The following is a 21,459-nucleotide window of genomic DNA, read 5'->3' as shown; positions in this document are numbered from 1 at the left end:
AAACGAAAATAGTGCTTTTTTGTCAGAAATGAGTATTTTTACACCATGGAAGCACCACTTGCCGAACGCATCCGGCCACAACATTTATCGGAATACATTAGTCAGTTGCATTTGGTTGGCGAACAAGGTTCGTTGACGCATCAAATTGCCAAAGGAATCATTCCGAGTTTAATTTTATGGGGACCGCCCGGAACCGGAAAAACGACCTTAGCTCAAATTATGGCTCAGGAAAGTAAACGTCCGTTTTTTACGTTGAGTGCCATTAATTCGGGGGTTAAAGACATTCGCGAAGTCATTGAAAAAGCAAAAATGAGTGGTGGATTATTCACAGCCAAAAACCCGATTTTGTTTATTGATGAGATTCATCGTTTTAGCAAATCACAACAAGATTCGTTGTTAGCCGCAGTCGAAAAAGGATGGATTACATTAATTGGAGCCACGACTGAAAATCCAAGTTTTGAAGTCATCCCTGCTCTATTGTCAAGATGTCAGGTGTATGTGCTAAATGCATTTTCCAAAGATGATTTAGAACAGCTTTTGCACCGAGCGATTGAGCAAGACGAGATTTTAAAAACCAAACAAATTACCTTAACAGAAACCGAAGCTCTTTTGCGACTTTCCGGTGGTGACGGAAGAAAATTGCTGAATATTTTTGAGTTAATTGTTAATGCGACCGAAGAAGATTACATTGAAATCACGAATGAAAAAGTGATGCAATTGGTTCAAAAGAACACGGTTTTATATGACAAAACGGGCGAACAACATTATGATATTGTTTCGGCTTTCATCAAATCCATTCGCGGAAGCGACCCAAATGGTGCGGTGTATTGGTTAGCCAGAATGATTGAAGGTGGCGAAGACGTGAAATTCATTGCCCGAAGAATGCTCATTTTAGCCAGCGAAGACATTGGTAATGCCAATCCGACTGCGTTGATTATGGCGAATAATACCTTTCAAGCAGTAACAACTATTGGCTATCCTGAAAGTAGAATTTTACTAAGTCAATGTGCGATATATTTAGCGACTTCTGCCAAAAGCAATGCGAGTTATTTAGCTATTGGAAAAGCTCAACAAATCGTCAAACAAACCGGCGATTTGCCCGTTCCGTTACATCTGCGAAACGCTCCAACTAAATTGATGAAAGAATTAGGTTATGGAGACGAATATAAATATTCACATGATTTTGAAAATAATTTTGCTGAACAAGAATTTCTTCCAGATGAAATTCAAAATACTTCTTTTTATGAACCCGGAAATAATGCGAGAGAAAAAGAGTTGCGAAATTTTTTAAAGAATCGATGGAAGGATAAGTATGGGTATTAAAACTTAATCTCCAATTTCTCCGAAACCACTTTTTCATTTTCTTGGTACTCAAAAAACCAACTGCCGTCTTTTAAAGTAACGACACCATTTTGGTTTCCTTTCTGAGCTAAAAATAGTGATGGGCTGTCTGTTTTGAATAATTTATAAACAACTTTTGGTGTAGAATCAACTAATTGATAACCGTTTGCAGTTGGTTGGGCAAATAACAATTTAGAATAATCTGTTGTCTCTGAAACCGTTGTGGGCAAACTTACATTTGGTTTTTTTTCTACAACATTTTCTTTGGGCAAGGTTACTTGTACAACAGATTCTGTAGTAGTCACTTTTTTTCCATTGTATTTATAATTCAACTTGAATAAAGATTGAAATGCTTCGTCTAAAGCTATTGGATAGGCTGTTATAAATTCTTTTACTTTTGTTTTTCCTGTTTCACTTTGATGAACCACTTTTCCGTAACAATCTTTAAAAACAACATAAAGTCTTGTCCACAAAAGATTATTATCTTTAATAACTTCAGCTGAAAGAATATCACACCTATTATTCATTATTTCCTTTGGAATTTCAGAATTTTCATAAAAAGCAATGAAACCCATTTTTTCTAAATTAAACTTTGTTATCGTATTTAATCTGTATTGATTTTCTACATCAAAATCGATAAATTTAGTTGGAACTATAACATATTGATAATCGTTCAAACTTTGAGAAAACAATTGAACAGAACTCAATAATAAAACTATAAAAAGTAATTTTTTCATCTTAAAAATAAATAAGTTTAAAGATAATTCTTTAAGTCTAATAAATGGTTTACTTGCGGAAAATTATTTTCTACCGGAGCATTAAACTCGTTAAAAAAAATGGCATCAATTCCGCTGTTAATTGCTCCTTCAATGTCGGCTTCCCAGCTATCACCAATCATAATAGACTTATCTTTTTCGGCATTAGCCAATTGAATGGCATAATTAAAAATTATCGGATTTGGCTTTTTGACACCCGCACTTTCAGAGTTGGTAATGGTTTTGAAATATTTCAAAAGATTTGAATTTTTCATTTTTCCATCTTGAACAGACTGAAAACCATTGGTGATAATATGTAAATTATATTTTGGGTGCAAATACTCTAAAATTTCCATCGCTCCGTCATATAAATAATTGAACTGTGGCAAATAATGAATGTATTCTTGGGAAAGAAGGTGAATCAAATCATCTGCAACATCTTGATTCATCAAATCGAAAACTTCTTTTAAACGTTGATAACGAAGATCTTCTTGCGAAATTTTTTCTTCCCGATACAATTTCCAAAATTTAAGATTGGTAGGAATGTAATGTTCTAAAAAAATGGCTAAATCCAATTCTAATTGATGCTTTTTGAAAATGGTTTCAAAAGCTAAAGCTGAATTTTTTTCAAAATCCCACAAGGTATGATCTAAATCAAAAAAAATGTCGGATTTATGTTGGAAGGGTTTCATTGCAGGGTGATGAGTGGTGGTTAATCAATACTATCCTACTTCGTAGGAGATTGCTACGCCAGTTCGCTGACGCTCGTGTCCTATTTCGACTTCGTCATCTTTCGGAATGACAGAAGTGTCTGTTTATTTTCCGCCTTTCACAATTACGGCGTTTTCAATGTGATAAATCCAGTCGTTTACGTCATTATCGTTGTAACGAAAAGTTCCTTCCATTGTTACATATTGATCGGTTTTAAGTTTTGGAGTTGCTCCTTTAAACTTAATTCCCATAATGGTTTCGGGACCGGCTTGACCACAGAAAAAACAAGAAGCAAATACATTTTTACTCAATGCATACGACACATTATCAATCGGAATAATAAAACCGCTCATCACGATTTTCTTTTTGCTTTTTGCTTTTAAATCCGAATTGATGATTGGAAACATCACGCCGTCAGGATAATCTTTGTCCGGTTTTTTGATATATTTTATCACACCCAACAATTTCCAAGATAAGGTATCGGGTTTCACTTGTGTGAATAAATCATCTTCTGCTGAATCAACTTTTGTATCAAAGGAAGAAATAAATCCAGCTTTCTGAACCGGAATTTCATCAGAAGTTGCTTTGTTAGAAAAAGGATATTTTACTTCTAATGAAGCATCTAACACAATTATAATTCCGAATAGTAGAATAAAAACTATATAAATTTTACGCATTTGCTAATGTTTTTGAAATATTTAATCGATACGCTTTCACCGCAGGAATCACGGCTGCCAAAATCCCGACAAAGATAGTGACCAAAAATAAAATTCCTTCTTTTTCCCAAATTATTGTCATTGGATCAAACGCCATTTTGAATTGTTCGTCCGTGGTGCTCGAAATCATAACTAATGCTAATCTTCCAAAAAGCGTACCAAAGATAAAGCCTACAATGCAAAGTAATAAACTTTCAAACAATACTAAACCTAACATTTGGATTCGTGATGCACCGGAAACTCGTAACAACGCAAATTCATATTTTCGCTCTTTCAATCGGTTATACAAGGCGATGAAAATGCTTATTCCTGAAATCAACATAATTCCATAAGCCAAATATTGTAATGCTTGCAACCCAATTCCGAATAACGAAAATAATCGGTTAATCTCTATGGCAGGAAGTGCGGCTTGCATTTTGGTATTTTGAGCAATCATTCGCGGCCAAGAAATGATTCCCATTTTATTTTTAAATTTCACTAAAACAGCCGTAATTTCTTTGGCTTCATCGTGGTCGTGATCGTGCTCATGGTCATGTTCATCACCATCTTCATGCACGTGACCTTCTTCGCCGTGAGCAGGATTTGTAGAATCGTCGTGATCGTGATTGCAATTTTCATCGTGAACGTGTTCTTCATGGTCGTGTTCGTCGCCATCCACATGAATATGACCTTCTTCTCCGTGAGGTGGATTTTCATCTTCTGAATGTGCTTCTCCACCGTAATCGTGTCCGGAATGCATTTCCCAAACACTTTCTACCGTACATAAAATTAAATTATCAATTACCTTCCCGGTTGGTGAGGCAATTCCGACCACAACATACGCATATTCTTCGTGTACGTGACCTTCTTCAGCATCGCCGTGGGTTCCGAAAAATTTATCTCCGAGTTTGATGTTGAGTTTTTTGGCAATTTCGCTTCCGATAACGACTTCGAAATTCTTTTCAAAAACTTTGCCTTGAGAAATGGTTGCAGTATATTTTTTAATATAATCCGGTATTGTTCCCACAATTTTAAATCCACGGTAATTATCGCCAAAAGCCAATGGAATAGCAGTTTCTACAAACGGATGTTTCATCCAAACTTCGGCTTCTTTGTAATCAATATTTCCGGTTGGAGCATCAACGTGATAGACAGAAGAAAGTATCAATTGAAGCGGACTTCCTTGTGCTCCCAAAACCAAATCGACACCATCAATATTACTCGAAAATTGCTTTTCAAATTGCTCTTGTAATAAAATTAATAATGAAATTATCGCAACCGAAGCGGTTAATAAAACCAAACTTAAAACTGTATTCAACGGCTTAAACCAAAGGTTTTTCCAAGCTAATTTTGCTATCATTTAGTTTAAGTTTAATTGGTTAGAAAATTTATCTTTTAATCGTTGGTCGTGAGTCACAATTATCAACGCAGCTTTGTATTCTTTGGATAAATGAGCTAATAAATCGGCTACTTTTGCTGCATTTTCATCATCTAAACTTGAGGTTGGTTCATCGGCTAAAAGCAATTTTGGTTCGTTAATTAATGCTCTTGCAATTGAAACTCGCTGTTGTTGTCCAACACTTAAATTGGAAGGTAATTTATACATTTGATCTTCTAAATCTAACTCTTTCAACAATGATTTTGCTTTTTCTGTTGCTTTTTTACCAGTTGCCAACCATGACGCTAACACCACATTTTCAAGCACATTTAAAGAAGCTACAAAATGCGATTGTTGTAAAACTAAACCGATATTTCTTCCGCGAAAGCGATCTAATTCTTTTTCAGACAAAGTAGAAATGTTGGTGTTTTGAATCGAAATGGATCCCGATTTTGGTCGCAGCAACCCACCCAAAAGATGTAATAACGTGGTTTTCCCTTTTCCTGAATTTCCGGTAATCAATACTATTTCTGATTCATTACTTGTGATATTCGGAAAGGAAAAATGCGTAGTTTCGTTAAATGAGAAAGTTAAATTTTCTGTATAAATCATTCCATTTTAATTAGATTGGAAAGATACTGATAATTTAAAAAATGAGTTGTTAATCAATTCTAAAAATTAGCCTAAGAGTAAAGATTTCTTTTTTATCAAATAAAATTTTCTCACCTATTTATTGCTTAACTGTAACATACATTGCTATCGTTAAACCGCTCTTTGAATTCCAATTTCCTAGACTAGAAGATCGAGTTATGGATTCGCCAAATAACTGTCCGCTATATCGAAAAGGCTCCTCTTCATCTTTTTGTTTTGGTAAATATTCAATACTAATAAATAGTGGCTCATCAAATTTTAAATCAAAATTTTGCAAATCAAATTTATTCCATCCGTTTTCAACTTTTTTTACAACAATAATATTCTCTAAATTAATTTTCTCATTTGGCAAATCATTTTTGATGTTGTAAATATTTATTCGAAAACTGGCTGTGTCAACCCTAACATTAAATAAGTTTAAATTGACATCTAAAATATGTGAAGGTTTTTTGATTTTAATTTTTTTTGCCAACTCTTGAATATCATTATTCACATCATTATTTGCTCGAACATATCCTGCAACCATTGAGCTATATGATTTTGTTCCTAATTTGATTTCAGTTGCTTTCTTTGAAACCACAATAACTTCATCCAATTCACTTATTTTCTCTTTGAGAATAATCTCTTGGAATTTCGACTGAATTAATTCTTCAATTTTTATACTTTTCTCTTCAAATCCAATGGATGAAAAAGTTAATAATTCTTCTGTTTTTGAATTATCAATTGTGATTAAAAAATGACCTTTTTCGTTTGAAATAGTTCCAATATTTTTATTTTTTATTCCAATGTTCACATATTGCAAAGGTGTTTTGCTTTCAGTTTGCACAATCCCATTAATGGTAATTTGACAAAAAGCTAAGTTTAAAAACAATAAAAAAAAGTGACTAATAGTAGTTTTTTCATTCAAATAAATTAAAAATTTTAAAAATAAATTGCTTACAACTTATCATCATCTGCAAAACTATAATAGCCATTTTCGGCAATAATCACATGATCAACAACTCGCATATCAAGTTGTTTTGCTGCTAATTGTATTTTTTTTGTGATTTCGAAATCAGACTCACTCGCAAATAATTTTCCCGAGGGATGATTGTGAACAAGCACAAAAGCTAAGGCATTATGTTCTAGAGCGGTTTTTAGAATAATTCGAACATCAACAACGGTTCCTGTGATTCCGCCTTTGCTTAGTTGAGCTTTATGAATAATCGTGTTTGCATTATTCAAATATAAAACCCAAAACTCCTCATAAGGCAGCTCGCCAATAATGGGTTGCATAACCTCAAAAATCACTTTACTTGAATTGATTTTCATTAGTTCCGGTACTTCTTCTGCCCTTCGTCTCCTGCCTAATTCTGTGGCAGCAATGATAGAAATGGCTTTTGCTTCGCCAATTCCTTTAAACTCTGTAAGTTGTTTAAGTGATAATTTCCCTAAAGCATTTAGGTTGTTTTGAACATGAGCCAAAATTCGTTTACTCAAATCAACAGCACTTTCGTTTCTGCTTCCGGAACCGATAATGATGGCAAGAAGTTCCGCATCACTTAAAGCTGCTTTTCCTTTGAGCATGAGTTTTTCACGAGGTTTGTCGTCTTCTGCCCAATATTTTATTGAAAAAGGAGTGTTTGGTTCCATCTGTTTGGCGTTTATAATAATCTGATTTTAAAATTAATCAATTTATTTAACTATGCAATAATCTTCTTAAAAAAAGCGTTGAACCAAAAATACAAACGATGAAATTACAACTTCTCCCCTCTTTTCTATTACTTTGGATTTTCACGATTAATCCAACTTCTTTTTCGCAGAAATTATCTAATGCGGCTTTAGAATTAACGAAAGATAAAGTGACTTATGACCCATCATATGTTGGTATTAAATATCCAAACGGTGATGTGGCAAAAGACAAAGGAGTTTGCACCGATGTAATTATTCGAGCTTATCGGAAATTAGGCATTGACTTGCAAAAAGAATTACACGAAGATTTGAAAGCGAATTTCTCCAAATACCCAAACTTAAAAAAATGGGGATTAAAAAAACCGGATACTAATATTGATCATCGTAGAGTTCCAAATTTAGAAGTATTTTTTGAACGAAAAGGAGAAAAATTAACCATTACCAATAATGCTTCCGATTATAAAACAGGTGACTTAGTAACTTGGATGATTGGCGACAAACTTCCGCACATCGGTATTGTTACACACAAAAAATCAACCGATGGAAAACGCAATTTAATTGTGCACAATGTTGGAAGCGGACAGGTTTTGGAGGATTGTTTGTTTAGTTGGAAGATTGTGGGGCACTACACTTACAAGCCTAAAAATTAGAGTTAATCTTTCGTAATTTTGTCATTCCGCAGGAATCTCGATCATACTTCACCGCGGCAGTTTAAACGCAATCTTGTCATTCCGTAGGAATCTAAAAAGGCAACATTGTTTTACTTGAGATTCCTACGGAATGACAAACTAGACGTTGCTACACGCAATCTAAAAGTTTCTGAAAAATCTTTGGTTTAATTTTTAACACAGCTTACCCGCTATCTTGTCATTCCGTAGGAATCTAAAAAACTTAGCTTTACTTGATTGAGATTCCTACGGAATGACAAACGAAAGCTTGAACTTTACGAAATCAACTACTTAAAAAAATCATTCCAAAATTCCAAATCAGGATTCATTTCTTTAATCAAATTCAATTTTCTTTCTCTTGATAAGTTTTTAATTTCCTTTTCTCTTTCAATTGCTAATTGAATCCAACCGAACTTTTCATAAAAAATCAAAAAATGAGTATTGTAACGAGCAGTGAAACTATTTGGATTCAGTTTATCTTTATGTTGTTGTAAACGTAATTTCAAATTATTAGTTACACCGGTATATAGAACTGTTTTACTTTTATTTGTTAAAATGTAAACGTAAAAAGTATAAATTCCTTCTGTAAATTCAATCATAGTAAAAATCAATTTAAAAAGTAATCGATTTTGAGATTCCTACGGAATGACAAACTAGACGTTGAGCTTTACGCATACTAAAAGTTTCTGAAACATCTTTGATGTAATCTTTAGCAAAAATTACCCGCAATTTTGTCATTCCGTAGGAATCTCATACTTAGTTTTTCAACAATATTGTCATTTCGTAGGACACAAGCGATAGCGAACTGGCGAAGCAATCTCATCAAAAATGAATTATCTAATTAACCAACTGCTGCACCTCCTCAAAATCCAACCCACCATAATTCCCTGAACTCATCAATAACAGAGCAGAATTATCCAAATTAGTTGAAAATAAAAAATCTTTAAACTCGGTTGGATTTGTGTAAATAATCAAATCATTTCGTTTGAACGATTGTGCGATCTGGTCATACGTTACTTCTTCCAATTGTTTGATTTTTACCGCATCTGGCGAATAAAAAACAACGGCAAGATCGGCAGCATCTAAAGCTCCTTCATATTCTTTTAGAAATTCAGCATTCAAACTACTATAGGTGTGCAATTCTAAACAAGCTACTAATTTTCTATCGGGATATTGATTTTTAACGGCTTTGGTAGTCGCAGAAACTTTACTGGGTGAATGAGCGAAATCTTTGTAGGCTACTTTTCCTTTCCCCTCTGCAATCTTTTCTAATCGTTTAGAGGCTCCTTTAAAACTGGCAATGGCTTCATAAAAATCGGCTTCATCGACACCCATATTTTGGCAAATCCATTTGGCTCCGGCAAGATTATTCAAATTGTGAGCTCCGAATACTTCAATTGGCATTGGTCCTTCAGGAGTATCGAGATAAGTTGTTCCATTTTCAACGGAATAATTGGGTGTTTGATAAGGCAATCTTCGGATGGTGTTGGTCGTTTCTTCGGCTACTTTTTTCACCGTTTCATCTTCTTCATTATACACCAAAATGCCACCTTTTGTAATTTGATTGACAAAAATTTCAAATTGTTCTACATAATTTTCAAAGGTTGGAAACACATTAATATGATCCCAAGCAATCCCGGAAAGTAATGCAATATTGGGTTGATACAAATGAAATTTAGGTCTTCTGTCAATTGGAGATGATAAATATTCATCACCTTCCAAAACGATAAAATCATTTTTTTCGGTTAGATGAACCATCGTGTCAAAACCTTCCAACTGTGCTCCTACCATATAATCGACTTCAATGTTATGATAATGCATCACGTGCAAAATCATTGAAGTAATTGTTGTTTTTCCGTGCGAACCACCAATTACAACACGAGTTTTATTTTTTGATTGTTCGTATAAAAATTCAGGATAGGAATAAATTTTTAAACCCAATTCTTTCGCCTTCAACAATTCTGGATTGTCTGCTTTGGCGTGCATTCCCAAGATAATTGCTTCAATATCTAATGTTATTTTTTCAGGAAACCATCCCATTTCGTCAGGCAAAAGTCCGAACTTTTCTAAACGTGATTTGGAAGGTTCAAAAATAGCATCGTCACTTCCTGTAACGTGATATCCTTTGTGGTGTAAAGCAAGTGCTAAATTGTGCATGGCGGCTCCGCCGATGGCGATAAAGTGGGTTCTCATTTTCTGTTTTCGGTTGTCGGTTTTCAGTTGTCGGTTGTCGGTTGTCGGTTTTTTGTTTAACTGATCACGGACAACGGACAACAGTCAATTATTTTTCAAATTTCTTTTTTAATTCTTCTGCTTTTTTGGGTTGTTTTAATTTGTTTTGATACAAATCGTATAATTTTTGAAATGTTTTTTGGGAATTTCCGATTTCATGGGCTTTTTTTAAATTTGCTTCAGCTTTAGCATATCTTTTGAAATATACATCAATGTAGCCTTTTGCTAAAAATCCATCAACTTTTGACAAACTCATTAATTCATCGGAATATTTCTGTGCTTTTGTCTCGCTTCCGCCTACAATTGCAGGCAATTCAACATATAAAATAACCAAAGCCCATCTCGACTCAATATGTTTTGAATCTAAACTTGCAGCAGTTAAAAAGCATTGTTCAACTTCATCAATCATTCCTAAAGCGATGAATTTGTTTGAATCTTTGGCTTTCATTCCCATTGCACCACCATATTTATAGTGGTAATCTGCATTTTTTGGAAATTGAATTTTTATTTTTTTATAATAAGCAATTGCTTCATCCCAATTTTTTTCTTTACCGGCTATGTCGCCTAAATATTCTAAAGTTTTGGTATGATTTGGATTTGATTTTAAGTGACTTTCAAACAAAACTTTAGCTTCGGCAAATTTTTCCTTTTGGAACAATTGCTCAGCTTTTTCAAAATCTGAATTGGCCATCAGTTGAAATGAAACTAGAAAGAATACCAGTTTTAGAATTGACATAGTTTTTATTTGTATTCAAAAGTAAGGAAATGAAATTAGTTAATTAATAATTTTAGAAATGTTTACCATAAAAAAATCTGCTCCATTACTGAAGCAGATTTTTTAATTGAATTAATAATAAACCTTATTTAACGATAGTTAACTCGTCAATAATGTGTTTAGCACCGGCATATTTTTCGATAATGAATAATACGAATCGGATATCTACATTAATTGTTCTTTGTAATTTGTCATCAAAAATAACGTCTCCAGCCATCGCTTCAATGTTTCCGTCAAACGCTAATCCGATTAATTCTCCTTTTCCATTCAATACCGGAGAACCTGAGTTACCTCCTGTAATATCATTGTCCGAAAGGAAATTTACCGGCATATATCCAGCTTTATCAGCATATTGACCGAAATCTTTTTTGTTATACAAATCAATCAAAGGTTGTGATAAATCAAACTCAGGATCACCTGCTTTATGCTTTTTCACCATTCCTTCTAACGTTGTATAATTGTTGATTTTTGCATCATTTCTTTTGTCAGCAGGTAATGAACGAACTTTTCCGTAAGACAAACGCAATGTTGAATTAGCATCCGGATATAAAATCGGACTTAATTTTGACTCTTGTAAACCAGCCACTAATTTTCTAAAACCTGATTGGTATTTTTCTTCAGCAGCTTTTAACTCGTCCGATTTTTTGTTGTAATGGTCTAATAAATCTGAAGACAATTTGTACAATGGATCGTTATTGATTAATTCTACATTCGGAATTTCTAAAAAGGCTAATAAACGTTCTTTTGAAGTAAATAAACTTAAATCAATTGCGTTTGAAGCATAGCTTGCTAAATCAGTTTTGTTTGCTACTAATTCAGCAACGCTTGGAGCCAATTTATATCCTTTTCCTTTATCAGCATAAAGTGCTAATTGACCAGCCATTACGTCTTTTTCAACAGGCAAATAAACGGTTTCAAATGTTCCTTCAATCATTTCTACTAAACGAGGTTTCATTTGTGTTCTTTGAGCAGCATCTGCTTTAGCATAATTGGTAAGTTGCGTTCCTAAACGACCAGGTAAAACTCCAAAAGCCGAACCACGTAAAAAAGTCATCAAATAATTATCATGTTTAGCTTTTTCATTCGTTAGAGCGTAATAAGCGTTGATGTCTTTTATAACTGTTCCGTATTTTTCTTTATTTGCTTTGCTATTTGCCCATTTATCAAATTTCTTTTCAACTTTTCTTTTAGAATCAGCTGTTTTAAATTGAGAAAGAGCATCAATCATTCCTTGTCGATTCTTCCAATAATTAGCAATTTGAGCATATTTTGAAGCATATTGTAAACGAACTGCATCGTCTTTATCCATGTGCGTTTTCATTTTGTCCATCGACATTTTTGACCCTTCAACCCAAGCAGGATAAGCATATTTTACGTTTTGCTCAATTCCTTCAGCCGGCATCCAACGGTTTGTTCGACCAGGATAACCTAAAATCATTGCAAAATCATTTTCTTGCACACCTTTTAAACTGATTGGTAAATGGTGTTTTGGTTTTAATGGAACATTGTTTTCAGAAAAAGTAGCAGGATTTCCGTTTGTATCTGCATATACTCTGAACAAAGCGAAATCTCCTGTGTGACGAGGCCACTCCCAGTTGTCTGTATCACCCCCAAATTTTCCGATACTTTCAGTTGGAGTACCAACTAAACGAACATCGGTAAAATCTTCATACACAAAATAATAATATTCATTTCCTTGGAAAAACGGACGAACAGAAACAGTATATTTTCCGCCACCGTCATTTTCTTTTTGAATTTTTGCTGTTTCTTGATTGATAGCAGCTTCACGTTCTGCTTCGGTCATTTTATCATTTACAACACCTAAAATTCTTTTCGTTACATCGTCCATACGAACAAAGAAACGCACGAATAAACTTTTTGGCTTTAATTCGGCTTTGCGATTTTGAGCCCAAAATCCGTCACGTAAATAGTTACTTTCAGGCGAAGATAATTCAGCAATTGCATCATATCCACAGTGGTGATTAGTTAAAACCAAACCGTCTTTGGAAATCATTTCTGCCGTACATCCGCCATTAAATTGAACGATTGCATCTTTTAAACTGGAATTGTTTACGCTGTAAATTTCTTCTGCGGTTAATTGCAATCCCATTTTTTGCATATCACGTTGGTTTAGACGTTGAATATGCATTAAAAACCACATTCCTTCGTTAGCAAAAACGGTTGCCGGAGCAAAAGCAATTAATGCCACAAAACTTAAAATAATTTTTTTCATTTTTTGATTCATTTTTAATATTTGCGAATATACTTTAATTTGTATTCAGTAGTTCTTTTTTGTTTCAAAATTCAATTACGTTTTTCTATTTTTTAACTTATTTTTTAGAATTCCATAAAAAAAGCACCTCATTTAGGATGCTTTTGTAAGAAATATATAATTTTTTAATCATTCTTCGTTCAACATTTTCCACAACATATCTTTTAATTCTTGTAAACCTTGTTGTGCAACAGAAGATATAAAATGGTATTTCACTCCCTTGAACTCTTTTTTCATTTGTTTTTCAAGTTCTGCTTTGAGTTCATCATCCAACATATCACATTTGGAAACAACTAAAATTCGATCTTTATCCAACATTTCCGGGTTGTATCGTCGGAGTTCATCTAATAAAATTTCGTACTCTTTTTTGATGTCTGCAGCATCGGCAGGAACTAAAAACAGCAAAATTGAATTTCGTTCGATATGTCGTAAAAAGTAATGCCCGAGTCCTTTTCCTTCGGCAGCACCTTCGATGATACCGGGAATGTCAGCCATTACGAAAGACTGAAAATCTCTGTATGACACAATTCCTAAATTTGGTTTTAACGTTGTAAAAGCATAATCAGCAATTTTTGGTTTAGCTGAAGTCATCACCGAAAGTAACGTTGATTTTCCTGCATTTGGGAAACCTACCAAACCAACATCGGCCAATACTTTCAATTCTAAAGTTACATCGACTTCTTCCACAGGCATTCCGGGTTGAGCATAACGCGGTGTTTGATTGGTTGACGAACGGAAATTCCAGTTTCCTAATCCGCCTTTTCCACCTTTTGCGATGATTTTTACTTCATCGTGCTCAGTAATTTCAAATAAAATTTCGCCTGTTTCCTGATCGCGAACTACTGTTCCCAGCGGGACTTCAACAAATTTATCCTCGCCATCGTGTCCAGTACTTCTTGAGCTTCCACCATCACCACCGTGTCCGGCACGAATGTGTTTAACAAATTTCAAATGAAATAATGTCCAAAGACTTTTGTTTCCTTTTAAATAAACGTGACCACCTCGACCACCGTCTCCACCATCGGGACCACCTTTTTCAATGAATTTTTCACGGTGAAGATGCGAAGAACCCTTCCCTCCTTTTCCCGATGAAACATATATTTTTACGTAGTCTACAAAATTTCCTTCAGTCATTTTTTTTGTTTTCTGTGGTCGGTTGTCTTTTATCTGTTGTCTGAAACAAACTGATTACTAAAACTGCTTACTGACCACTAATTCATTATTCTTTTAAGTTGTTGATAAGAATTTTATCAATTTTAACGCCATCCATATCAATTACTTCAAATTCTAGTTTGTTCCAAATTAATTTTTGTCCTTGTTTTGGAATATTTCCTAATTCGGTGATGATAAATCCGCTTACAGTCGTTACATCATAATCGTTAATGTGCTCATCCATATCAAAATAAGTCAAAAAGTCGTGCAGAGAATAATGTCCGTCAACTAACCAACTTCCATCTTCACGAGAGACCAATTTAAATTCCTCTTCATAAAAATCGGATGCATCTCCAACCAACGCTTCTAAAATATCATTCAACGTGATTATTCCTTGAAAAACTCCGTGTTCATCAACAATTAACGCATAGTGAACTCTGGATTTTTTAAAAATTTCAAGAGCTTTGTAAGCTGAAGTATGTTCAATTAAATAAACAGGTTCTTTTATTATTGCTTTTAAATCAAATTCACCCTTTTCAAAAATTGTAAATAAATCTTTCAATAAAACGATACCTTCTAAATCGTCCAAATTCTCTTTACAAACAGGATAAAATGAATGTAAATCTTCTAACACTTTTGCTTTTAATTCACTCATCGAATCATTCAACGAAAGATAATCAACCGAAGAACGATGGGTCATCAGCGAGTTAACTTTTCGATCACCAATATGAAAAACACGTTCCACAATGTCTTGCTCAATCTCTTGAACTTCACCCACTTCTGTACCTTCTTTTATAATGGCTTTGATTTCTTCTTCCGTCACTTTTCCATCAGCAGTTGGTTTAATTCTGAATAAATCTAAAATGAATTCTGTTGAAATAGTCAAAAGCCAAATGAACGGAGCTGTAATTTTTGAAACAATTTTCATCGGAACAGCCACTGCCTTTGCAATTGCTTCCGGATAATTTAAACCGATTCTTTTTGGAACCAATTCACCCAAAACGAGTGAAAAGAAGGTCAAAACAACAACAACAATTCCAACCGCCAGCGAATCTGCATAAGGTTTTAAAATTTCAAAACCGGCTACAAACGTTTTTACATCGGTCGTAATTTTATCTCCCGAATAAATACCGGTTAAAATCCCGATTAACGTGATTCCGATTTGAACGGTTGACAAAAATTTGTTGGGAGAATTCGCCAAATCCAATGCTACTTTCGCAGCAGGATTTCCTTTTTTAGCAGCAGTTTCTAAACGACTTTTTCGAGCTGAAATTAGTGCGATTTCGGACATCGAAAAAACACCATTCAATAAAATTAAAAATAAAATTATTAAAATTTCCATATGTATTTTTTAGCAAAAAAAGAGCAACATTTCCGATGAACCGGATGAAGCTCCTTTTAATTTTGCAAATATCTAAAAAAAACAGCACTAATTTGCCAATTTTTAGATAAATAAGTATTTATTTTAAGTTATCGAATACAAAATTCAACCGTTCGTTTACTTCTGTAATTGAACCTATTCCGTCTACCGAATGAAATTTACCTTGTTGGTTGTAATATTCCATTAACGGAGCTGTTTTTTCATTGTATTCTTGGTAACGATTTCTAATTTTTTCTTCGTCTTGATCGTCTGCTCTTCCCGAAGTTATTCCTCTTTTCAATAAGCGTTGAACTAAAATTTCATCATCCGCTTCTAAAGCAACTGTAGCTGTAATTTCTTGATTTTTAGAATCTAAAAAAGCATCCAACGCTTCGGCTTGAGCAATTGTTCTCGGGAAACCATCAAATAAAAATCCGGCAGAATTAGGATTATTATCTACTTCGCTTTGCAACATTTGAATGGTCACTTCATCCGGAACTAAATCGCCTTTGTCCATAAATGTTTTGGCTAATTTTCCTAAATCGGTGTCATTTTTTATATTGAATCGAAAAATATCTCCGGTAGACAAGTGAGTTAAATTGTATTTTTCTTTTAAAAATTCAGCTTGTGTACCTTTTCCCGCACCCGGTTTTCCGAAAAGAACGATGTTAATCATTTTAAAATGGATTGTTGGATTGTTAGATTATTAGATTTTTGGATAGTTATATTTATTCTGCAAGTTGATAAACGTCTGGTAAATTTCTACCCAAACCATCATAATCAAGACCGTAGCCTACGATGAATTTGTTTGGAATTCGAATTCCGACATAATCAATTTTGATGTTTTTTTTGTATGCATCGGGTTTCAAAAACAAAGTGGCAATTTTAAGATGTTTTACATTTTGATCTTTAAAAATTGCTTTTAATTCTTCAATTGTATTTCCGGTATCGATGATATCTTCAACAATGACTACCGTTCTTCCTTCTAAATTTTGGTTTAAACCGATTAATTGTTTTACGTCATTGGTGGTTTGGGTTCCTTCATAAGAAGTCATTTTTACAAAACTCACTTCACACATTCCGCGATATTCTTTCATTAAATCCGACAAAACCATAAAAGCTCCATTTAAAACACCAACAAAAACGGGCACTTCATCAAAAAAATCGTCGTCCATTTGTTTGGCTAAATTTTTAATTGCAAAATTCAATTCTTCCGAAGAAATAAACGGTACAAATGTTTTGTCGTGAAGGTGTATCATATTTGTGGTTTTTAATAAAGTGCAAATTTAAGGAAGTCTTCAGTATTACGAAGTAAGAATTTCGACTTTTTTGTAAAATTGGTATATTTACCGAATGAACTCGATAATGTATCAAAAAGTTGAAGGAAGCACCCCTCACGTAAAAAGTAGAGTTATGGTAAGTAATTTTGCTATGAAGAGTGAAGAAAATTTGAAAGAATTGATTTCGATTGCTTTTGATATTACACACGAATTGCACGTCAAAGCCTTTTGGAGTTTGGATTTAGTAGGTGAAAAAAAGTTAAAATTACTTGTCCCTTATATTGATGAATTTTGCGAAGTTTTACCAAAAATTAAAAATGATTCTTCGTTGCGACCTGCGACTCGAATTGCGATGTTTTTAGCGAAAAGCAATCATCGAAAAAACGGAATTAATTTATCAAAAGAGCAAGAACATATTCTTATTGAAGCGTTGATTGACCGATTAATTCAAGACGAAAAAGTAGCTTCTAAAGCCTACGCAATGAAAGCTTTATTTGTCTTAGGAAAAAATACGATTGGATATATGAGGAGTTAAAACCAATATTAAGTCAGGATTATTCGAATCATTCTGCGGGTTATAAAGCGGCGGCGAGGAATATTTTGAAACGATTGAAATAAGTTTTATATTTGATGTAGAAATAATTTTGAAATGAACATTCAAGAAAAAAAGCGAGCCATTATTGATAAAATCAATCAATCTAATTCTGATGATTTTATTTCAAGAATTTATTATGATATTATTCGTGATAAAACGTGGGATGAAACTGAGGAAGGCAAAGATTTAATCCTAAAATTATTAGACAAATCGTCAAAAGAAATAAGAGAGGATAAAAAGGAATCTTTTTTTGATGTTGTAAATGAAGCTAAAGAAAAGTACGGTTTGAAATGATTAAAGTTGAAATTTCAAGCTTAGGAAAATCTTCATTTGCAGATGTTTCTGAATTTATTTTATTTTTATGGGATAGCAAAACGCTTAATCAATTTATTAATTTAACTGAGAAAAGTGTCGTTCAACTTCAAAAAAATCCCGAATCAGGAAAACCTTTTACAAAAAATATTCGAAAAATTGTGCTTCATAAAAACGCTTCAATGTTTTATGAATATGATGAAACTGAACAAATAATCAGCATCTTGCTATTCATTGACAACCGTCAAAACCCAAAAGATTATTTAAAATTGTTGTGATTTTGAAAGTGTAAAAATTGTTCGAAATAATAATTTTACGTACATTTGTAAAAATTACACGTATGAATACCAAGCTCACATTATCACTAAACAAAGAAATCATTGAGAAAGCTAAAATCTATGCCAAAGGCACAGGAAGAAGCTTATCTGAAATGGTGGAGAATTATTTTAAAAATTTGGTTTCAAAAGCAGAAAAAAATACTGATGACAGTAATGATATTGACGAACGATTAAAAAGAATTACTGGAATTGTTACTTTGCCAGATGATTTTGACATTGAAAAAGCCAAAGAAGAATACCATAAAGAAAAATATGGTTTATGAAAAATATTTTTCTCGACACCAATGTTTTGATGGATATTTTAGCTAATCGACAACCTTTTTACAAATCATCCTCTGAAATTTACAAACTTGGATTAAGAAAAAAAGTTGTTCTTTTTACTTCATCAAACACTATTTCTACGTTGCATTATTTATTAAAAAAATTTACAACTGAAGAAAACATTAGAAAATCGTTGGATGAAGTTACTACTGTTCTTTCGATAATTTCTGTAGATATAAATATCATCAAAAAAAGCCTAAAATCCAATCACAAAGATTTTGAAGATGCCATTCAAATTGTTTCCGCACAATCAATAAATAATATGGATTGTATTGTCACTAGAGATTTAAAAGATTATAAATTTGCAGAAATAAGCGTTTTAACGCCTGATGATTTTTTGAGCACCATTGAATAAAAATTATGTATGGACAAGTCGCGACTTGTCCCTACAAGAAATAACAAACAACAACACAATGAATTATTTTTCATCCGATTTTAAATTAGGAATTTTGGGAGGAGGTCAATTAGGCAAAATGCTTTTGGCTGAAACCCGAAAATTTGACATACAAACTTTTGTTTTAGATCCAAGCCCGGAAGCTCCTGCACAATTTGGTTGCAACCAATTCTTTGAAGGAAGTTTGATGCATTTTGAAACCGTTTATCGTTTCGGTAAAATGGTTGATTTACTAACTATCGAAATCGAAAATGTAAATTTGGAAGCTCTTCTTAAATTAGAAGAAGAAGGCTTGCCGATTTTTCCTTCTCCAAAAACATTACATCAAATTCAAAATAAAGGAAGACAAAAGGATCATTATGCGGATAATGACATTCCAACTTCAAATTTCAAACGATTTGTGAGTTTAAAATCATTATTGGAATCCATTAAAAAAGATGAACTGGAATTTCCTTTTGTATGGAAATGTGCTCAATTTGGTTACGACGGAACCGGTGTTAAAATTTGTCGTTCTGCTTTAGATTTAGTCAAACTTCCTGATGTAGAATGCATTGCAGAAGATATGGTTCCGTTTAAAAATGAATTAGCGGTCATTGTGGCTCGTTCTGTTTCCGGTGAAGTAAAAACCTATCCTGTGGTGGAAATGGAGTTTCACCCTGAAGCCAATCAAGTAGAATATGTGATTTGTCCGGCTAGAATTGACGAAAAAGTGGCTCTAAAAGCTCAAGAAATTGCATTAAAAGTTTCAGAATCATTTAATCACGTTGGTTTATTGGCGGTTGAACTATTTCAAACCGAAAACGATAAAATTTTGGTTAACGAAGTAGCTCCACGACCACACAATTCAGGACATTACAGCATTGAAGCCAGTTATACTTCTCAATTTGAAAATCATCTACGTGCCATTTTAGATTTACCTTTGGGAAATACCGCTAGTAAAGTTGCCGGAATAATGGTAAATTTGGTGGGTGAAGAAGGCTTCTCCGGTCAAGTGATTTATGAAAACATCGAAAAAATCATGGCTATTGATGGAGTAACTCCTCATATTTATGGAAAAAGAGAAACTCGACCTTTCCGAAAAATGGGTCACGTAACGATTGTGAATGAAGATATGGTGGTAGCGAGAAGAATTGCAGAGGAAGTGAAGAATAGTATTAGAGTAATCAGTGGTCAGTCGCAGTAATCAGTCGCAGTTCGCAGCATAAAACTAATTAACTTGAAACATAAAACTTGAAACATTAAACTTGAAACATTAAACTTGAAACAAAAAATAATGAGCAAAGTAGCCATAATAATGGGAAGTATATCCGATATGCCGGTTATGCAGGAAGCCATCGACATCTTAAAAGGATTTGATATCGAAACTGAAGTAGATATTGTTTCGGCACACCGAACACCGGAAAAATTGTTTGATTTTAGTAAAAATGCTCACACGCGTGGCATTTCGGTAATTATTGCCGGAGCCGGTGGTGCAGCACATTTGCCGGGAATGGTTGCTTCGATGTCGCCATTGCCAGTGATTGGCGTTCCCGTGAAATCAAGTAATTCTATTGATGGTTGGGATTCGGTTTTGTCGATTTTACAAATGCCGAGCGGTGTTCCGGTAGCGACAGTTGCGTTGAACGGAGCCAAAAATGCCGGAATTTTAGCCGCACAAATTATCGGAAGTTACGATAAATGTGTGTTGGATAAAATTATTTTTTATAAAGAAAGTTTGAAAGAAGCGGTTCTGAAAGCTTCGGAAGGATTGAAAAAGTAGGGACAAGTCGCGACTTGTCCGTACAGATTTCAATAAATTATTTATTCTTCATCCATTTCTTCTTCAAAAACGATATCCGCCTGGTATTCTCCTTTATCAAAGTCAGATTTAGAAAGCCAATATTCTGAAGTGATTAATTTGTATTGGTTTGAACCTAAAGATTCCAATTCCCACACAATATCATTTGCTTCCGGAAATGGTTTGCTTCCTGAAAGTTGTTCGGGAAATAACCGTTTCAATAAAGCACTTTCACCTAAGCCTTGAGCTAGAATTTTCAGGATTTGTTCTTTTCCTAATTCGCTTTTATCATCTTCATTATCAGCGATAATCTCACAGTTTAAAATTGTAGCGGTTGCATTCGGAAATTTTCCGTTGTAAGCTAGATACAATAATTGGTTGATGTGAAATAAAGGTTCGTGCAAATCAATTTCAGGATATTCTTCGCAAACTTTATCCAAAAGCATATCGTTTGAAATTTGTGAAATCTGACCTTCGTTTAATTCCTCGCTTAATTTATAAGTCAATAGAATAACAGCAGCATCGGTTGGTTCTTCATCGGTGATGGCCATTTTCAGATATTCCAAAAGGTTTTCTTTTGCAATCGTTTCAGGGTCTGGAAAATTAAATAATTCCAATAATTTTAAATAATCTTGTTCGTTCCAGTATTCCGGAATTTCATTTACATTCAAAATGCTATTAATCGTGACGTTGTATTTCATTTTTTAAATTCAATTAATTGAAAAGGTAGTGAAATTTAATGAGGAAAGATAATTATTCTAAAATAAACCCTAATTCTTCG

Annotated in this window: 25 protein-coding genes; 9 read left to right on the top strand and 16 right to left on the bottom strand. The window is 33.7% G+C overall.

Translation table 11 applies throughout. The features are described 5' to 3' along the window. Positions 1-45 precede the first annotated feature (45 nt). Positions 46-1,323, top strand: coding sequence for a replication-associated recombination protein A (locus M0M57_RS09840; protein WP_248432882.1), 1,278 nt, complete (start codon positions 46-48; stop codon positions 1,321-1,323). On the opposite strand, the gene M0M57_RS09835 is transcribed toward M0M57_RS09840, so the two are convergent. From M0M57_RS09835 to radC, 7 genes are all read right to left on the bottom strand, one after another. Continuing rightward, positions 1,320-2,078, bottom strand: coding sequence for a hypothetical protein (locus tag M0M57_RS09835; RefSeq protein WP_248432881.1), 759 nt, complete (start codon positions 2,076-2,078; stop codon positions 1,320-1,322). The two genes, M0M57_RS09840 and M0M57_RS09835, sit on opposite strands and share 4 nt — an antisense overlap. 17 nt (positions 2,079-2,095) lie before the next feature. Continuing rightward, complete coding sequence (locus M0M57_RS09830; RefSeq protein WP_248432880.1) at positions 2,096-2,788, bottom strand: YjjG family noncanonical pyrimidine nucleotidase; 693 nt, start codon at positions 2,786-2,788, stop codon at positions 2,096-2,098. Positions 2,789-2,911: 123 nt separating this feature from the next. Next, entirely contained in the window at positions 2,912-3,484 is a 573-nt protein-coding gene (locus M0M57_RS09825; protein ID WP_248432879.1) for a hypothetical protein, read from the bottom strand. Then, positions 3,477-4,862 (bottom strand): ABC transporter permease, encoded by a 1,386-nt coding sequence (locus tag M0M57_RS09820; RefSeq protein ID WP_248432878.1) that lies wholly within the window; start codon positions 4,860-4,862, stop codon positions 3,477-3,479. Before M0M57_RS09820 ends, M0M57_RS09825 begins: the two co-directional genes overlap by 8 nt. Then, the gene (locus M0M57_RS09815; RefSeq protein ID WP_248432877.1) at positions 4,863-5,492 is read right to left on the bottom strand and encodes an ABC transporter ATP-binding protein; all 630 of its coding nucleotides are present in this window, start codon (positions 5,490-5,492) and stop codon (positions 4,863-4,865) included. A gap of 118 nt (positions 5,493-5,610) precedes the next feature. Further along, positions 5,611-6,438: a carboxypeptidase-like regulatory domain-containing protein gene (locus M0M57_RS09810; RefSeq protein ID WP_248432876.1), complete on the bottom strand. Its 828-nt coding sequence runs from the start codon at positions 6,436-6,438 to the stop codon at positions 5,611-5,613. A gap of 29 nt (positions 6,439-6,467) precedes the next feature. Then, the gene (gene radC / locus M0M57_RS09805; protein ID WP_248432875.1) at positions 6,468-7,163 is read right to left on the bottom strand and encodes a RadC family protein; all 696 of its coding nucleotides are present in this window, start codon (positions 7,161-7,163) and stop codon (positions 6,468-6,470) included. A gap of 98 nt (positions 7,164-7,261) precedes the next feature. Here radC and M0M57_RS09800 point away from each other — a divergent pair, with 98 nt between their 5' ends. Then, positions 7,262-7,852 (top strand): DUF1287 domain-containing protein, encoded by a 591-nt coding sequence (locus M0M57_RS09800; protein WP_248432874.1) that lies wholly within the window; start codon positions 7,262-7,264, stop codon positions 7,850-7,852. A gap of 305 nt (positions 7,853-8,157) precedes the next feature. Here M0M57_RS09800 and M0M57_RS09795 read toward each other — a convergent pair whose 3' ends face one another. The 8 genes from M0M57_RS09795 to hpt form a co-directional block, all read right to left on the bottom strand. Continuing rightward, on the bottom strand, positions 8,158-8,469 hold the full coding sequence (locus tag M0M57_RS09795) for a GIY-YIG nuclease family protein (RefSeq protein WP_248432873.1): 312 nt from the start codon (positions 8,467-8,469) through the stop codon (positions 8,158-8,160). Between the two features lie 238 nt (positions 8,470-8,707). After that, the gene (locus M0M57_RS09790) at positions 8,708-10,063 is read right to left on the bottom strand and encodes a UDP-N-acetylmuramate--L-alanine ligase (RefSeq protein WP_248432872.1); all 1,356 of its coding nucleotides are present in this window, start codon (positions 10,061-10,063) and stop codon (positions 8,708-8,710) included. Positions 10,064-10,151: 88 nt separating this feature from the next. Beyond that, the gene (locus M0M57_RS09785; RefSeq protein WP_248432871.1) at positions 10,152-10,838 is read right to left on the bottom strand and encodes a tetratricopeptide repeat protein; all 687 of its coding nucleotides are present in this window, start codon (positions 10,836-10,838) and stop codon (positions 10,152-10,154) included. A 124-nt stretch (positions 10,839-10,962) separates the two neighbouring features. After that, positions 10,963-13,110 (bottom strand): S46 family peptidase, encoded by a 2,148-nt coding sequence (locus tag M0M57_RS09780; RefSeq protein ID WP_248432870.1) that lies wholly within the window; start codon positions 13,108-13,110, stop codon positions 10,963-10,965. A 168-nt stretch (positions 13,111-13,278) separates the two neighbouring features. Then, on the bottom strand, positions 13,279-14,283 hold the full coding sequence (gene obgE, locus M0M57_RS09775) for a GTPase ObgE (RefSeq protein WP_248432869.1): 1,005 nt from the start codon (positions 14,281-14,283) through the stop codon (positions 13,279-13,281). A gap of 85 nt (positions 14,284-14,368) precedes the next feature. Continuing rightward, the gene (locus tag M0M57_RS09770; RefSeq protein ID WP_248436747.1) at positions 14,369-15,592 is read right to left on the bottom strand and encodes a hemolysin family protein; all 1,224 of its coding nucleotides are present in this window, start codon (positions 15,590-15,592) and stop codon (positions 14,369-14,371) included. Between the two features lie 169 nt (positions 15,593-15,761). After that, a complete protein-coding gene (locus tag M0M57_RS09765; protein WP_248432868.1) occupies positions 15,762-16,337 on the bottom strand; it encodes an adenylate kinase in 576 nt (191 codons plus the stop codon). A 52-nt stretch (positions 16,338-16,389) separates the two neighbouring features. Further along, positions 16,390-16,920, bottom strand: coding sequence for a hypoxanthine phosphoribosyltransferase (gene hpt, locus M0M57_RS09760; RefSeq protein ID WP_248432867.1), 531 nt, complete (start codon positions 16,918-16,920; stop codon positions 16,390-16,392). A gap of 94 nt (positions 16,921-17,014) precedes the next feature. On the opposite strand from hpt, the gene M0M57_RS09755 reads away from it, so the two are divergent. From M0M57_RS09755 to purE, 7 genes are all read left to right on the top strand, one after another. After that, on the top strand, positions 17,015-17,476 hold the full coding sequence (locus tag M0M57_RS09755) for a hypothetical protein (protein WP_248432866.1): 462 nt from the start codon (positions 17,015-17,017) through the stop codon (positions 17,474-17,476). A 114-nt stretch (positions 17,477-17,590) separates the two neighbouring features. Beyond that, on the top strand, positions 17,591-17,830 hold the full coding sequence (locus tag M0M57_RS09750) for a hypothetical protein (RefSeq protein WP_248432865.1): 240 nt from the start codon (positions 17,591-17,593) through the stop codon (positions 17,828-17,830). Further along, positions 17,827-18,126, top strand: a complete 300-nt coding sequence (locus tag M0M57_RS09745; protein WP_248432864.1) for a type II toxin-antitoxin system RelE/ParE family toxin — start codon at positions 17,827-17,829, stop codon at positions 18,124-18,126. The genes M0M57_RS09750 and M0M57_RS09745 overlap by 4 nt, the downstream gene beginning before the upstream one ends. A gap of 62 nt (positions 18,127-18,188) precedes the next feature. Beyond that, complete coding sequence (locus tag M0M57_RS09740) at positions 18,189-18,449, top strand: DUF6364 family protein (RefSeq protein ID WP_248432863.1); 261 nt, start codon at positions 18,189-18,191, stop codon at positions 18,447-18,449. Then, complete coding sequence (locus M0M57_RS09735; protein WP_248432862.1) at positions 18,446-18,862, top strand: type II toxin-antitoxin system VapC family toxin; 417 nt, start codon at positions 18,446-18,448, stop codon at positions 18,860-18,862. The genes M0M57_RS09740 and M0M57_RS09735 overlap by 4 nt, the downstream gene beginning before the upstream one ends. Before the next feature lie 58 nt (positions 18,863-18,920). Continuing rightward, positions 18,921-20,084, top strand: coding sequence for a 5-(carboxyamino)imidazole ribonucleotide synthase (locus M0M57_RS09730; RefSeq protein ID WP_248432861.1), 1,164 nt, complete (start codon positions 18,921-18,923; stop codon positions 20,082-20,084). Between the two features lie 90 nt (positions 20,085-20,174). Continuing rightward, complete coding sequence (gene purE / locus M0M57_RS09725) at positions 20,175-20,660, top strand: 5-(carboxyamino)imidazole ribonucleotide mutase (RefSeq protein ID WP_248432860.1); 486 nt, start codon at positions 20,175-20,177, stop codon at positions 20,658-20,660. A gap of 41 nt (positions 20,661-20,701) precedes the next feature. Here purE and M0M57_RS09720 read toward each other — a convergent pair whose 3' ends face one another. Beyond that, a complete protein-coding gene (locus M0M57_RS09720; protein ID WP_248432859.1) occupies positions 20,702-21,379 on the bottom strand; it encodes a hypothetical protein in 678 nt (225 codons plus the stop codon). Positions 21,380-21,459: the final 80 nt, after the last annotated feature.

Source organism: Flavobacterium azooxidireducens, assembly GCF_023195775.1.
Taxonomy (GTDB): Bacteria; Bacteroidota; Bacteroidia; order Flavobacteriales; family Flavobacteriaceae; genus Flavobacterium; species Flavobacterium azooxidireducens.
The sequence above is the reverse complement of the archived record's forward strand: the minus strand, read 5'-3'. Positions and strand labels throughout refer to the sequence as shown.